15 protein-coding genes are annotated in these 14,577 nt (G+C 66.5%); 8 read left to right on the plus strand and 7 right to left on the minus strand.

Annotated features, from left to right (window positions below; all coding sequences use genetic code 11):
* The 3 genes from J1M43_RS15135 to J1M43_RS15145 all read right to left on the minus strand — a co-directional run bounded on the left by J1M43_RS15135 (position 1) and on the right by J1M43_RS15145 (position 3,342).
* On the minus strand, positions 1–891 hold the full coding sequence (locus J1M43_RS15135) for a carbohydrate ABC transporter permease (RefSeq protein WP_033105323.1): 891 nt from the start codon (positions 889–891) through the stop codon (positions 1–3).
* Positions 888–1,928, minus strand: a complete 1,041-nt coding sequence (locus tag J1M43_RS15140) for a carbohydrate ABC transporter permease (RefSeq protein ID WP_206477198.1) — start codon at positions 1,926–1,928, stop codon at positions 888–890. Before J1M43_RS15140 ends, J1M43_RS15135 begins: the two co-directional genes overlap by 4 nt.
* A gap of 100 nt (positions 1,929–2,028) precedes the next feature.
* Positions 2,029–3,342 (minus strand): ABC transporter substrate-binding protein, encoded by a 1,314-nt coding sequence (locus tag J1M43_RS15145; protein WP_033105325.1) that lies wholly within the window; start codon positions 3,340–3,342, stop codon positions 2,029–2,031.
* A gap of 190 nt (positions 3,343–3,532) precedes the next feature.
* Here J1M43_RS15145 and J1M43_RS15150 point away from each other — a divergent pair, with 190 nt between their 5' ends.
* A complete protein-coding gene (locus J1M43_RS15150; protein ID WP_033105326.1) occupies positions 3,533–4,066 on the plus strand; it encodes an adenine phosphoribosyltransferase in 534 nt (177 codons plus the stop codon).
* A 10-nt stretch (positions 4,067–4,076) separates the two neighbouring features.
* Here J1M43_RS15150 and J1M43_RS15155 read toward each other — a convergent pair whose 3' ends face one another.
* Positions 4,077–4,751: a MerR family transcriptional regulator gene (locus J1M43_RS15155; RefSeq protein ID WP_052166767.1), complete on the minus strand. Its 675-nt coding sequence runs from the start codon at positions 4,749–4,751 to the stop codon at positions 4,077–4,079.
* A gap of 303 nt (positions 4,752–5,054) precedes the next feature.
* On the opposite strand from J1M43_RS15155, the gene purS reads away from it, so the two are divergent.
* A complete protein-coding gene (gene purS / locus J1M43_RS15160; RefSeq protein ID WP_033105327.1) occupies positions 5,055–5,303 on the plus strand; it encodes a phosphoribosylformylglycinamidine synthase subunit PurS in 249 nt (82 codons plus the stop codon).
* Complete coding sequence (gene purQ / locus J1M43_RS15165; protein WP_206477199.1) at positions 5,300–6,007, plus strand: phosphoribosylformylglycinamidine synthase subunit PurQ; 708 nt, start codon at positions 5,300–5,302, stop codon at positions 6,005–6,007. Before purS ends, purQ begins: the two co-directional genes overlap by 4 nt.
* A gap of 100 nt (positions 6,008–6,107) precedes the next feature.
* On the opposite strand, the gene J1M43_RS15170 is transcribed toward purQ, so the two are convergent.
* Entirely contained in the window at positions 6,108–6,989 is an 882-nt protein-coding gene (locus J1M43_RS15170; RefSeq protein ID WP_206477200.1) for a hypothetical protein, read from the minus strand.
* Between the two features lie 46 nt (positions 6,990–7,035).
* A complete protein-coding gene (locus J1M43_RS15175; protein ID WP_033105330.1) occupies positions 7,036–7,464 on the minus strand; it encodes a DUF1761 domain-containing protein in 429 nt (142 codons plus the stop codon).
* A gap of 87 nt (positions 7,465–7,551) precedes the next feature.
* Between J1M43_RS15175 and J1M43_RS15180 the strand changes: the two genes are divergently transcribed.
* From J1M43_RS15180 to nhaA, 4 genes are all read left to right on the plus strand, one after another.
* Complete coding sequence (locus J1M43_RS15180; RefSeq protein WP_206477201.1) at positions 7,552–8,481, plus strand: 2-hydroxyacid dehydrogenase; 930 nt, start codon at positions 7,552–7,554, stop codon at positions 8,479–8,481.
* A gap of 85 nt (positions 8,482–8,566) precedes the next feature.
* The gene (locus J1M43_RS15185) at positions 8,567–10,228 is read left to right on the plus strand and encodes an alpha-amylase family glycosyl hydrolase (protein ID WP_206477202.1); all 1,662 of its coding nucleotides are present in this window, start codon (positions 8,567–8,569) and stop codon (positions 10,226–10,228) included.
* A gap of 8 nt (positions 10,229–10,236) precedes the next feature.
* The gene (locus J1M43_RS15190) at positions 10,237–11,286 is read left to right on the plus strand and encodes a LacI family DNA-binding transcriptional regulator (RefSeq protein WP_052166768.1); all 1,050 of its coding nucleotides are present in this window, start codon (positions 10,237–10,239) and stop codon (positions 11,284–11,286) included.
* Positions 11,287–11,433: 147 nt separating this feature from the next.
* Positions 11,434–12,738 (plus strand): Na+/H+ antiporter NhaA, encoded by a 1,305-nt coding sequence (gene nhaA, locus J1M43_RS15195; protein ID WP_372959215.1) that lies wholly within the window; start codon positions 11,434–11,436, stop codon positions 12,736–12,738.
* Between the two features lie 83 nt (positions 12,739–12,821).
* On the opposite strand, the gene J1M43_RS15200 is transcribed toward nhaA, so the two are convergent.
* On the minus strand, positions 12,822–14,324 hold the full coding sequence (locus J1M43_RS15200; RefSeq protein ID WP_206477203.1) for a SulP family inorganic anion transporter: 1,503 nt from the start codon (positions 14,322–14,324) through the stop codon (positions 12,822–12,824).
* A gap of 62 nt (positions 14,325–14,386) precedes the next feature.
* Between J1M43_RS15200 and J1M43_RS15205 the strand changes: the two genes are divergently transcribed.
* Positions 14,387–14,569, plus strand: a complete 183-nt coding sequence (locus J1M43_RS15205; protein WP_033105335.1) for a response regulator transcription factor — start codon at positions 14,387–14,389, stop codon at positions 14,567–14,569.
* Positions 14,570–14,577 lie beyond the last annotated feature (8 nt).

Genomic DNA, 14,577 nt, shown 5'->3' on the forward strand with positions numbered 1-14,577 from the left:
TCATCCTTTCACCGCGCCGGCCATGATCCCGCTGACGAGCTGCTTGCCTGCGACCACGAAGAGCACGAGCAGGGGCAGGGTCGCGAGAACAGCGCCGGTGAGCACGATCGAGTAGTCGACGTAGTATCCCGACTGCAACTGGCTCAGCGCGGTCTGCAGGGTCGGGTTCTGGGGCGGGAGAACGATCAGCGGCCAGAGGTAGTCGGTCCATGCGGTCATGAATGTGAACAGACCGAGGATCGCCATCGCCGGGCGTGCGGCGGGGAGGCCGACAGTGAGGAACGTGCGGAACTGGTTCGCGCCATCCATGCGCGCCGCCTCGATGAGCTCATCCGGGATGACGTCGACGAGGTACTGACGCATGAAGAACACGCCGAACGCCGTGACGAGCGTGGGGATGATCACCGCGCCGACGGATCCGGTCCAGCCGAGCTCGCGCATCACCATGAACAACGGGATGATGCCGAGCTGCGTCGGGATCGCCATCGTCACGATCACGAAGATCATCAGACCGTCGCGTCCTTTGAAACGCAGCTTCGCGAACGCGTAGCCGGCAAGGGTGGAGAAAGTCACCACCGACAGTGTGATGACGCTGGAGATGAGAACCGAGTTGCCCAGGGCCAGCCAGAACGGGATGGCGTCGAGGACCTTGGCGGCATTGGTGAAGAAATTGCCACCGGGGATGAGGGGAAGCGTCTCGCCGCGCGTGGCGTTCGTGCCGCTGGCGACGACGATCGACCACCACAGCGGGTACACGCTTCCGATGATGAACGCGGCGAGCAATCCATAGGTGAGGAATCCGGGGCGGCTGCCGATGCCGGCAGTGCCACCCGTCATCCCTCGTCGGCGGCGGATCTTCTCGGGCACGCTCAGGGCCTGGGTGGCGCTCATCGAGTCAGCTCCTTCGTCGTGCGGCGGGCGCGGCGTCGTGCAGCCCTGTTCTTGGGTGCGTCACCCGTCGAGATGCCCCTCGAGATGAGGAAGTTGATCACGCCGATCCCGACGATCAGCAGGAACAGCAGGATTGCGACGGCGGATGCTTCGCCCAGATTCCGGCGGAAGAACGCCATCTCCCAGAGGAACAGCACAGTGGTCTGGAACTGGCGATCGCTGCCGCCCGTGCCTCCTGCCGTGGACACATCGAACAGGCGCGGTTCGGCGAAGATCTGCAGACCACCGATCGTCGCGGTGATGATCACGAAGATGAGGGTCGGACGAATGGTCGGGATGGTGATCGAGAAGAATCGACGGATCGGGCCGGCGCCGTCGATGGCAGCGGACTCGTACAGGTCGCGGGGCACTGCCTGCATGGCCGCGAGCAGGATCAGGGCGTTGTAGCCGGTCCACCGGAAGTTCACCATGGTCGCGATTGCGAAGTGGGAGAGGAACGTGTTGTTCTTCCACTCCTGATCGACGATGCCGATCAGGTTCAGCAGGTTGTTGGCGAGGCCGTCGGCCTCGTTGAAGATGCTGGAGAAGATGATCGCGACGGCAACAGGTGTCACCACGAACGGGATGAGAACACTCATGCGCCAGAACGTCGGTGCGCGAAGTCCGCGGTCCAGCAGGTAGGCCACGGCCAGTGCGACAGCGAGCTGCGGAATTGCGGAGAGCAGGAAGATGCTCAGGGTGTTGAGGATCGAGTTCCAGAACATCGAGTCGCCGAGAACCTCGCTGAAGTTGCCGAAGCCGACGAAATCGCCCTGGCCTGTGAGGAGGTCCCAGTCGAACACTGCCACGTAGACGGTGTAGATCAACGGGAACAGCCCGACCAGACCGAACACCAGGAAGAACGGCGAGATGTAGAAGTAGGGCGACGCGTTCTGATCGAAACGCGAGACACGATGACGCCAGGAGGGCTTCCCTGCGTCGATCGGGTTCTTCGGCGCCGCGGTTACCTTGTCCCGGCGCTGGGCGGTGAGAGTCATGTGTCCTGCCTCGGAAGGATTGCACGATTCAGGTCGCACTTCTTGTCGGTATGGCGGCGCCAAAGCGACAGAAAGTGCGACCTGAACGTGATCGGATGGGTCAGTCGACGAGTTCGTTCAGCAGTGTGAGAGCCTGCTCCCACGCGCCGTTGGTGTCGGTCTCTCCACGGTCGAGAGCGCTCAGCGGCGGGCCGAACACGTTCTCCTGAATGACGGAGTCATCCGTGCCCTTGAACTGCGCGACGACGCCCTTTGCACGCTCCGCGAGGATCGCACCGGTGGGTGCGTCGTTGAAGAGTTCGTTCGGCGCCGCGGCAGCGGCGATATCTTCCTGCGCCTTGATCGTCGACGGGAAGTTACCTGCGGCCGTGGACTGTTTGATCTGCTGGTCAGGCTGGGTCAGCCAGTCGGCGAGCGCCGCGGCTGCTTCCTTGTGCTCAGAGCTTTCCGGAACGGTGAGGAATGAGCCGCCCCAGTTGGTCGGTCCCCCGGGGAACGCGTCAGCGAAGTCCCAACCCGTCGAAGCGTCGCCGCCGCCTGACTCGAGCTTGCCGGCGATGTTTCCCAGCATCCAGCCGGGGCAGACGAAGGTCGCGAAGCTGCTGTCGACGAACGATTTGCCGCCGTTCCAGTCCCATGCGGCCTCTGCGGCGGACTGGCCGCCCTCGGTCGCTGCACCGAGCAGTTCGAAACGCTCCTTGAGCTCGGCGTTGCCCTCGACGTTCAGCTCGCCGTCTGCCGTGTAGTAGCCCTCGTCGAGCTGGTTGACCATCGAGTTCCAGACGAAGCCGGAGTGGTCGTACCAGGCCTTGCCGGTCTTATCCGTGTACTCCTGGCCGACCTTGAAGTAGTTCTCCCAGTCGCCGTTGAGCAGCTCTGCGACCGATTCGCGGTCGCTGGGGAGGCCCGCAGCTTCGAATGCCGGTCCGTTGTAGCAGATACCACTCGGGCCGATGTCGGTGCCATAGCCGATCACACGGCCGTCGGCGTCGGTGCCCTGGTCGTACTTCCACTCCAACCAGTCGTCCTTGCGGTCTTCGATGCCGTAGTCGCGCAGGTCGACGAACAGGTCGGAGACCCCCATGATCTCGCCGAGCCAGCCCTCTTCGATCGCGACGATGTCGCTGAGGCCGCCGCCTGCACCGATCTTGGTGAAGGTGTCGGTGCGGGCGTTGCCGCCGGTGTCGATGTTGGTCGCCTCGATCGTGACGTTCGGGTTCTCTTCCTCGTACTGCTTGTAGAGGTCCTCGTAGCCGAACGTGCCGAACGTGGTGATGGTCAGCGTGACGTCTTCATCGGCGTTGCCGCCGGGGGTGTCGCCGTCTGCAGCTGCTGAACAGCCGGCGAGGGCGAGAGCGGAGACGGATGCGACGGCGACTGTCGTCAGGATCCGTCGGCGGGCGCGTGTGTTCACAGGTCACTCCTTTGTGGTCGTGCAGTGGTGGTGATCGGGATGTGCGTTCGCGTCGTGCGGTACCCGCTCCTGTGGGAGCGCTCCCACGAACGTGAATGCCACTTTATGGGAGCGCTCCCACGGATGTCAAGCGTCAGCCTTCACGAGGCCGGGATCCGTCGGATCCGCGCAACTGAAGTAGCCTTGGCCGGTGCCCTCCGCCGAACTGTCCCCCGCTCTCACCCGCGCCGAATCACTGATCCGCAGCATCCCGGACTACCCGGAACCCGGCATCCTGTTCCGCGACATCACTCCGCTGCTGGCGGATGCCGAGGCGCTGCGCGTGACGACCGAGGCGATCATCGAGCCCTTCGCCGGTCAGTTCGACGTCATCGCCGGCATCGAGGCACGCGGATTCCTCATCGCGAGCGCAGCCGCCATCGCCGCAGGCGTCGGCCTGATCCCGATCCGCAAAGCCGGCAAGCTGCCCCGGCCCGCGGCATCCGTCGACTACGCCCTCGAGTACGGCACCGCGACGGTCGAGATGCACGACGATCTGCCGATCGGCTCACGAGTGCTCTTGATCGACGACGTTCTCGCGACCGGCGGCACGCTGGCAGCCGGACGCCAGCTGATCGAGCGACTCGGATCGCACGTCACAGGCATCTCCGTGCTGTTCGAGATCGACGGGCTGGGCGGGCGCGACCTCATCGGCGACCTGCACACCGTCTTCCACTCGGCCTGACGCCCCGGCACTACTTCCCGGATGCGGCCGGAGGCATCGCGAGGTCGGCCGGCGCGACGCCGCGATCGATCGCGGAGCGGATGGATGCCGCGGCATGCGCCAGGCTGCTCACCGCGACGAGTTGTCGAGCACGCGCGTTGACGGCGAGAAGCATCCTCCTGGCGACCTCGTCACGCGACCCGTCCGGCCGGAGCGCGGCGATGTTGCGACCGACGAGCGGCTCGAGCGCGTCGGCGTACTCCATGAGCTCTTCGACGTCGTAGTCCAGGCCGACCGCCGACGCCTGTGCGAGCGCGAGCGCGAGGCCCTGCTCTGCCGCACCGGGATAACCGCGCCAGTCGCGGCGCCGCATCAGCTCATGCGTGCGTTCACGGAAGACCTCGTGGTCAGGGTCGGAGGCGACTCCCTCCGAGATTCCGAGCGCGAACGCCTGGCACGCGTTCATCACCTCGAGCGTCGCCGCATCCGAGTCGATCACATCGGTGAGCGACCTGATCGCGGCCGTCGAGGCGTTGTACGAATCACGCAGCACGACGATCAATCGCGCCCGATCGACGTGCCGCTGCTCGTACACCGCCGTGGTGCGATTGCGCAGCCGTCCACTCGGCAGGATCCCCACTCGGATCCAGTGCTTGAGGGTCGTCGTGCTGACTCCACTCTGCACGGCGAGCTCTTTGAGCTTCATGCGTCCTCCCCCTCGAGGTCGACCGTTGGAGAGTGGCGAGCCCTGCAACTCTCCACGATGCGACTTCTGTGCGATGACTCTAGCCTGCCAGTGGAGGGACTCTGTCGCCGCTGGGGATGCGCGGGCGGGAGCTTCGATGATCGGGGGGTCATCGACTTGCCCGGGCGGATACACCAAGGGGGTGCGTCATCCGCTCGGGCACTCCCGCCAGACAGTAGGCGCCTCCACCCTGCGCATCCGTCGGTCACCACCCGGACGGCTAGACTGGAACGGCCCGCCTTCCCGCGACTTCCGGAGCCTTCAATGCCCACCATCGTCGTCGACGTCATGCCCAAGTCCGAACTGCTCGACCCGCAGGGGAAGGCCGTCTCCGGCGCTTTCGCGCGTCTGGGCGTGGAGGGCTTCAGCGATGTGCGCATCGGCAAGCGCTTCGAGCTCACGGTCGACGGCGAGGTCACGGATGCCGTGCTCGCCGAGGTGAAGAAGCTCGCCGATGACGTGCTCTCCAACGCGGTCATCGAGGATGTCGTCGGCATCGAGGTCGTCGAATGACGGTCCGCATCGGCGTCATCACCTGGCCGGGATCGCTCGACGACCGCGACGCGCAGCGCGCGATCCGCCTCGCCGGTGCCGAGCCCGTCGCCCTGTGGCACGGCTCGCACGATCTCGAGGGCGTCGATGCTCTGGTGCTGCCCGGCGGCTTCAGCTACGGCGACTACCTGCGCGCCGGAGCCATCGCGGCGCTGTCACCGATCATGACCGAGGTGAAGGATGCTGCCGCATCGGGCATGCCGGTGCTCGGAATCTGCAACGGTTTCCAGATGCTCGTCGAGGCGCACCTGCTGCCCGGCGGACTGATCCGCAACGACCACCAGCACTTCGTCCGCCGCGACCAGAAGCTCACGGTCGAGAATGTCTCCACAGCCTGGACCAGCGATTTCACCGCCGGCCAGGAGATCGTCATCCCGCTGAAGAACGCCGACGGCGGCTACATCGCCTCGGAGGAGACGCTGGATCGCATCGAGGGCGAAGGCCTCGTGGCGTTCCGCTACGCGGGCGTGAACCCCAACGGATCACTGCGCGACATCGCCGGCCTCACCAGCGAAGCAGGCAACGTCGTCGGCCTCATGCCGCACCCCGAGCACGCGACCGAAGCCGGCTTCGGACCGAACACCTCCGAGGCCATGCGCTCCGGCACCGACGGCCTGGCGTTCTTCACGAGCGCGATCGCTGCCGTCAGTCGCGTCGCGGCGTAGCCGCTGCCCCCGCAATTCTGGCGGCCCATCGCAACTCTGGCGGCCCCAGATGCCACCCGTGGCCGCCAGAGTTGACAGTGGCCGCCAGAGTTGACTTCGATCAGACGCCGAGCTCTGTCCTGATGCGGGTGAGGTGCGCCGCGAACGCCTCGTCGTGGATGAGGTCATCCTCGGTGAGTACCCGGTACGGCCGCTCGAGTATGCCGTCGCCCGGGCGGACGTCGAGATGCGCCGTGTCGAATCCCTCGGCGTGGAGCTGATCGGCCATCAGGTAGTCGCTGCGTGAATCGCCGACGCTGAGCCACCGGCGGGGCATCGGCCCGTGCGCGCGGAAGTGCTCCAACGCGCGCTGCGCAGCGTGATCCTTGTCGAGGCGGATCGACTCGATGTCGGTGGAGATCACGGTCGGGTCGATGCGGAAGGGAACAGCACCGTCGGCGTCGGGCGCCGACAGAGCCGCGTAGCGCAGCCCGATGCCCTGCGCGGTCAGGATGCGGAAGGCCTCGTCCTGGAAGTCCTGCTGAGCTCGACGGTACTCCTCGGGCCCGACATCCGTGCGCTGTTCCACCGAGATCATCGCGCGCTTGGTCTCATCGAAGAACATGGTGTCGGCGAAGCGCCGTTCGACCAGCTCGCGGATCGCATCGACAGCATCCGCACCGAGCGCCACCGTCTGATCGATCGTCGGCTCACCCATGCCGTCGGCGGCGATCGTCGACCAGGCGCCGCCCTTCTCGAACACGCCGAACATGCGCGCTCCGGGTCGACTCAGAGCCTCGCGCAGCCCGGCATCCTGAAGAGCGGGGATGACCACGTCGGCGATGAACTCATGCGAACGCCCGGTGATGAAGGCGATCGGCACGCCCTCCGCGACGAGCTCGACGATGTCGCGGGCGATCGATCCGATCGCGATGGTGCGAGTGACTGGGCTGGCGACGGGGCCGTCGACGTCGAGAAGGAGTCCGAGGTCAGGAGGATTCACTCTCTCAGCCTAGGCACTCCGGCCGCGCGCTTTCGCCAGACGCGAGTCAGATCCCCGCGGGAGGCCAGACGCCGATCAGCACGGCCATGATCACGACCGTGACGAGCTCGTGCGCGATGTTCATCGTGGTCAGTGCGGTCGGTCGACCCTCGAATGCGTCGTGGGTGATGAAGCGGGCGGCGGTGAAGCCTGCCCACAGCAGGATCGCCGTCACGACCGCTGCGACGAAGAACGAGCCCTCGTAGAAGTGCCAGGCGATGGCGGATGCTCCGGCGAGAACCCATGCGGTCACGAAGCTCACGATCACGGTGGTGACGATCGGCCACACGGCGTTCTTCGCCGAGCCCGTCATGTCGACGTTCGCGAGCTTCGCCCAGCGGGTGCCGAACACCTTCGGCGTGTACCAGACCGACCCGACGATCATGCTCGAGATCATCGCCAGCAGCACCGCCCAGTAGTTGATCTCCGGAATCATGGCTCCTCCTCGGCACTCGAGCGACCGGGGGTCGCCTCTGCCGCTGACGCTACTCCCTGAACCGAGCGGGATCGATAGGCTCGACGTGTGAGTCTCTTCGTCACCGTTCCCACCGCCCGCCTCGCCGAGAACATCGGCGCGCTGCCCGAGGGCGTCGAGCTCGAGGTGTGGGACTTCCAGTCCGCCGCGCCTCGGCAGAGGATCGACCTCGTCGTGCCGCCGTACATGGGCGGATCGTCGGCTCTGTCGGCGCTGAAGGGACTCGACGTCGGCCTCGTGCAGAGCCAGTCGATCGGCTACGACGGTATCGATGAGAAGCTGCCCTCCGGCATCCCGTTCGCGAACGCGGCGAGCGTGCACGAGACCTCGACCGCCGAGATCGCCCTGGCCCTGGCCCTGGCCGCGCAGCGGCAGTTCTCCCGCTTCGTGCTCGCACAAGAGCACGGCGAATGGGCACCGGTCTTCGCCGAGAGCCTCGCTGACAGGCGCGTGCTGCTGGTCGGCTTCGGCGGCGTGGGTGAGGCGATCGCCATGCGCCTGGAGCCTTTCGAGATCGAGTTGACCGTCGTCGCCCGCACCGCCCGCCCGGTGTGGCACGAGCGGCTCGGACGCGTGCAGGTGCACGCCATCGACGAACTCGCCTCGTTGTTGCCGACGGCGGAGATCGTCGTGCTCGCGCTGCCCGGTGGAGACGAGACGCGCCACCTGTTCGACGACGAGTTGCTCGCGCTCATGCCCGACGATGCGCTCATCGTCAACGTCGGTCGCGGCACTCTCATCGACACGGACGCCCTCGTGCGTCAGAACGGACGCATCCGCGCCGCACTCGATGTGATGGATCCGGAGCCGCTTCCGGCGGAGCATCCGCTCTGGAAGACCGAAGGCGTACTCATCTCTCCGCACGTCGGCGGCGCCTCGACGGCGATGAACCCGCGCATCGCAAGACTCATCCGCAAGCAGATCGAGCGGATGCTGCGCGGCGACGCCCCGGTGAACGTCGTGATCGACGGCCGCTGACACCCCACCGGCCTCACCGAACCGATTCGAACCGATTCGATCCGGGCGCTCGCGGAACTGTAAGCGCTTGCAGTAGGCTCGTCGCATGACAGAGCTTGAGCAGTTCGCCGCCCCCGGAGCAGAGTGGTGGCGCAGCGCCGTCATCTACCAGATCTACCCGCGCTCGTTCGCGGATGCATCCGGTGACGGCATCGGAGACCTTCCCGGCATCACGGGCCGCCTCGATTCGCTGAAGGAACTCGGCGTCGACGCGATCTGGCTGAGCCCGTTCATGACGAGCCCGCAGAAGGATGCCGGCTACGACGTCGCCGACTACCGCGATGTCGATCCGATCTTCGGGACCCTCGCCGACTTCGACAAGATGATCGCGCAGGCGCACGCCCGCGGCATCCGCCTGATCGTCGACCTCGTGCCGAACCACTCCTCCGACCAGCACGTCTGGTTCCAGCAGGCGCTCAAGGCCGGCCCCGGCAGCCCCGAGCGCGCCCGCTACGTGTTCCGCGACGGCAAGGGTGAGAACGGCGAGCTGCCCCCGAACAACTGGGAGAGCGTCTTCGGCGGCGGCATGTGGGAGCGCGTCACCGAAGCCGACGGCACCCCCGGCCAGTGGTACCTGCACATCTTCGATGCGAGCCAGCCCGACTTCGACTGGACGAACGAGGAGGTCAAGGAGGAGTTCCGCTCGGTCCTGCGCTTCTGGCTCGACCGCGGCGTCGACGGCTTCCGCGTCGATGTCGCCCACGGCATGGTCAAGGAAGCCGGTCTCCCCGACTACGCCCCGGTGGCGGACGCCGACTCGATGGGCGGCGGCGAAGCCAGCGTGCCCTATTGGGGTCAGGACGGCGTGCACGACATATACCGCGACTGGCATAAGGTGCTCGCCGAGTACGACGGCGACCGCGCCCTCTGCGGCGAGGCCTGGCTGCCGACGCTCAAGCAGACCGCTCTCTGGGTGCGTCCGGACGAGATGCATCAGACGTTCAACTTCCCGTACATGATGACCGCGTGGGATGCGAAGGCCCTCGGCGACGTCATCCGCGAATCACTCACCGAATTCGGCGCGGTCGGCGCACCGAGCACTTGGGTGCTCTCGAACCACGACGTCGTCCGTCACGCATCGCGCCTCGCGCTGACGGCCGACAACCCGCAGGGTGAGGGCATCGGACCCGAGTCGGCCGGCAAGCCCGACCCGGTCGTCGGCCTCTCGCGCGCACGCGCCGCGACGACCGTGATGCTCGCGCTTCCCGGCTCGTCGTACCTCTACCAGGGTGAGGAACTCGGCCTGCCCGAAGCGATGGAGATCCCCGACGAGTTCCGTCAGGACCCGACCTGGTACCGCACGAACGGCAAGCGGTACGGGCGCGACGGATGCCGCGTGCCGATCCCGTGGGAGGCGGCGGCGCCGGCCTTCGGCTTCAACACGACCGGTGATGCGTGGCTGCCGCAGCCGGCGGAATGGGCGTCGTTCGCCCGCGATGCCGAAGAGGCTGACGGCACGTCGACCCTCAACCTCTACAAGCAGCTGCTGCAGTTGCGCCGCGAGCGTGCGCTCGGTGTGGGTTCGCTCGTCTGGGAGGACCTCGCCTCGTCCGCAGTCGCGTTCCACCGGGGCGACCTGCACGTCGCCGTCAACATCGGCGCCGAGCCGCTGGAGCTCGGCGACGACGTCACCTTCGTCGTGCAGAGCCAGCCCTTCGACGGTACTGCGCTGCCGGTCGACCACGCCGCCTGGTACACGAAGGCCTGACATATTCCATGGTGAGCATCGATGAGGTCGCGCGACTGGCCGGGGTCTCCACGGCGACGGTCTCGCGCGCCCTCAGCGGTCGCGGTCACGTCTCCGCGGCGTCGCGCGACCGCGTGCGCGCCGCGGCGCAGACCCTCGGCTACGTGGTGTCGTCGCGCGCCTCATCGCTCGCCTCCGGCCGCACCAGGAACATCGGCGTGGTGGTGCCCTACCTCGATCGCTGGTTCTTCAGCACGGTACTGTCGGGCGTCTCCAGCGCATTGATGCGCGCCGGCTACGACATCACCCTGTACAACATCACGGCCGACGAGGACGTGCGTCGCAACGTCTTCGATACGGCACTGCGGCGTCAACGGGTGGATGCCGTGATCGCGGTGTCCATCGAACTCGACGACGACGAGACGACCCGTCTGCTCGAACTCGGACTCCCTGTGATCGCGATCGGCGGGCCGAACCCGAAACTCGACACACTGACGGTCGATGACGGCGCGCTCGCGCAGCTGGCGACCGAGCACCTGCTGGGGCTGGGCCACACGGCGATCGCACACATCGGTGCGAATCCCGAGTTCGACATCGACTTCCACATCCCGTCCCAGCGCCGGCTCGGCTTCGAGAAGGCGCTGGCGGATGCCGGGATAATGCTGAACCCCGCGTTCCTCGAACCGGCCGACTTCACCGTCGACGGCGGGTACCGTGCCGCCAAGCAGTTGCTCGGCAGGCCAGGACCACGACCGACCGCCGTGTTCGCGGCATCCGACGAGATGGCGATCGGTGCGATCCTCGCGGCGCGCGATCTCGGCTTCCGCGTGCCGGAGGACCTCTCGGTCGTCGGCATCGACGGTCACGAACTCGGCGAGTTCTTCCAGCTCACGACGGTCGACCAGTTCCCACTCGGTCAGGGAGAGCGGGCGGCCGCAGCCGTGCTGGCGAAGCTCGAGGACGCCCCGCTCGTCCCCGCCCCCGGCGCCTTGCCGTACGAGCTCATCGTGCGAGCAACGACGGCGAGAGCGCGGGGATTCAGTGAGGATCCCGTTCTCGACGTCGGCGAACCGGCGTGAAGATCTCGTCAGGATCCTGTTGCGGATGACCACCGTCGCGGAGCGATCCGCTCAACGTCGCTGAGCGAGGTCATCGCGACTAGACTTGTATCTCGGAGTGTCGGGAAGCCTGGTCGACGTCATCGTTCGTCGACCAGAATGGCACTCATGTCGCCCACTCCCCCGCGCTTCGCCCGTGTGCGAAGCATCTTCCCCTCGGCATCCCGAGAGGAATCGATCCGCGTCACCGAGATCCTGCGCAAGGAGACGGTCGGCGGCATCCTGCTGGTCGTCTTCGCGGCCATCGCGCTGATCTGGGCCAACTCGCCCTGGGCAGACTCGTACTTCGCGATCCGTGATTTCGAGATCGGCTACGAACCGTGGCAGCTGCGGCTCTCGCTGGGCGCGTGGGCCGCGGACGGCCTGCTCGCGGTCTTCTTCTTCCTCGTCGGACTCGAGCTCAAGCGCGAGTTCGTGGCCGGCGACCTGCGAAAGCCCAGCACCGCCATCGTGCCGGTGGTGGCCGCCGTGGGCGGCGTCGCCGTCCCCGCGCTCCTGTACGTCGCCGTGGTGGGCACGACGACGAGCGAAGCACGCGGATGGGCCATCCCGACGGCGACCGACATCGCATTCGCCGTCGCCGTCCTCGCGCTCATCGGATCGCACCTGCCCAGCGCGCTGCGCATCTTCCTGCTCACGCTCGCCGTCGTCGACGACCTCATCGCGATCGGGATCATCGCGATCTTCTACACGGAGTCGATCGAGCTCATACCGTTGCTGCTCGCGCTGGTCGCGATCGCGGTTTACGGCGCGATCGCACAGCGCTTCCGACAGCTGTTCGATGTTCGTCCTGGGGCCGCGTGGCTGATCCTGCTGCCGATCGGATTCACCGCCTGGGCCCTGATGCATGCGTCGGGGATCCACGCCACGATCGCCGGCGTGCTGCTCGGATTCACGATCCCCGTGCTGCACAAGAAGGCGGATCGGTCGGAGGATGCCGGACCGGGCCTCGCCGAACTCTTCGAACACCGATTCCGCCCGCTGTCCGCGGGATTCGCCGTCCCGGTGTTCGCGTTCTTCTCCGCCGGCGTGGCGATCGGCGGTCCCGAGGGCTTCGTCTCCGCGCTCACGGATCCGGTACTGATCGGGATCGTCCTCGGTCTCGTGATCGGCAAACCCCTCGGCATCACGGCAGCCACCTGGCTCATCACCAGGATCCGCCGCATCAACCTCGATCCGTCCCTGAAGTGGATCGACATCGCCGGCGTCGGAGTGCTCGCCGGGATCGGGTTCACCGTCTCACTGCTCGTCGCCGAACTGAGCTTCGCCGCCGGCAGCCCGCACTACGATCACGGCAAGGTGGCGATCCTGACCGCCTCCGCCCTGGCCGCGGTGCTCGCGGCGGTCGTGCTCGGGGTGCGCAATCGGCGCTACCGGAAGGCCGAAGAGTGCGAGTCGGACCGTCAGCCATGACCCACGCGACCACACCACGGGCAACGCCGTGCGGATCCCGGAAGAGATCGACTCCGCCTGAATCAGCGTCCAGCGCCTTCTGATCACGCCGGCGGGAAGCCGCCGCTCAGCCTGCCGTGGAACAATCCGCTGGCCTCGTTCAGCCCGAACAGTTGCACGCTCTTGCCATGCTGGGCGTACTTCGTCTCGATGGCATCGAGCGCGGCGACGGTCGAGGCGTCCCACACGTGCGAGCGCGACATGTCGATGATGACGCGGTCGGGATCCGCCGCGTACTCGAACTGCGTCGTGAGGTCGTTGCTGCTGGCGAAGAACAGTTCGCCGTCGACGACGTAGTGCGCGATGTCATCCGATACGGTGCGGGTGACGGTGACGAAGTGCGCGACGCGCCTGACGAACAGGACGGATGCCACGATCACGCCGGCCACGACGCCGATGGCGAGGTTATGCGTGATGACGACCGCCAGCACGGTCACGAGCATGACGAAGGTCTCGCTCTTCGGCATCCGTTTCAAAGTCGACGGACGGATGCTGTGCCAGTCGAACGCCCCGATCGCGATCATGATCATCACCGCGACGAGCGCGGCCATCGGGATCGTCGCCACGAAGTCGCCGAACACGACGACCAGCAGGAAGAGGAAGACACCGGCGAAGAACGTCGAGATGCGGGTGCGGGCCCCGGATTTCACGTTGATCATCGTCTGGCCGATCACGGCGCAGCCGCCCATGCCGCCGAAGATGCCGGAGAGCACGTTCGCGACGCCCTGCGCCCAGGCCTCACGCGTCTTGCGGGAGTGCGTGTCGGTGATCTCGTCGACGAGTTTCGCGGTCATCAGCGATTCGAGGAGCCCGACGACGGCGACGCCGAGGGCGAACGGAGCGATGATCGTGAAGGTCTCCCAGGTGAGCGGCACGTTCGGGATGAACAGCTCGGGAAGGCTGCGCGGCAGCTCGCCCTGATCGCCGACGGTCGGCACGTTGATCGCGAACACGATGACCACGGCGGTGACGATGACCACCGAGACCAGCGGCGCAGGAATGATCTTGGTGATCTTCGGCATGAAGATCATGACGAGGATGCCGAGCGCCACGAGCGGATACACCAGCCATGGCACGTTCAGCAGGTGCGGTACCTGCGAGCTGAAGACGAAGATGGCGAGCGCGTTGACGAACCCCGTCATGACGCTGCGGGGGATGAAGCGCATCAGCTTCGCGACGCCGAGCACCGCGAGCAGCACCTGGAAGACGCCGGCGAGCAGCACGGTGGCGATGAAGTAGTCGATGCCGTACAGGGGCGCGACCGGCGCGATGACGAGGGCGACGGCGCCGGTGGCAGCGGTGATCATCGCCGGTCGCCCACCGAGGAACGAGATCGCCACCGCCATGATGAACGACGAGAACAGCCCGACCTTCGGGTCGACCCCGGCGATCACCGAGAAGGCGATGGCCTCCGGGATCAGCGCGAGACCGACGACGAGGCCGGCGAGCACCTCACGGGTGAGTATGCGCGGCGACTTCAGTGCAGTGAGCACTGATGGGTTCGCACGGTAGCGGGTGCGTTCGTCGGCTGTGGTCACGAGAGTCAACCCTATTCCTGACGAGAGCAGCCTCGAACACGTGAGCCGTCGACATCCTGGCCGATCGGCCGATGTCTCAGGCGGGAGTCGCACTGTTGAGCTCCGGCCTCACGAACGACGAGATCGGCGAGAGGCTGTTCGTGTCGCTGGGCACGGTGAAGGCCCACATCGGCGCGATCCTGACGAAGCTGGGCGTGCGCAATCGTGTGGAGGCGGCGATGTGGGCCTACGACACCGGAAGGGCTCGGGAATGAATGCGGTG

This window comes from Microbacterium sp. KRD172, assembly GCF_017168295.1.
Taxonomy (GTDB): domain Bacteria; phylum Actinomycetota; class Actinomycetes; order Actinomycetales; family Microbacteriaceae; genus Microbacterium; species Microbacterium profundi.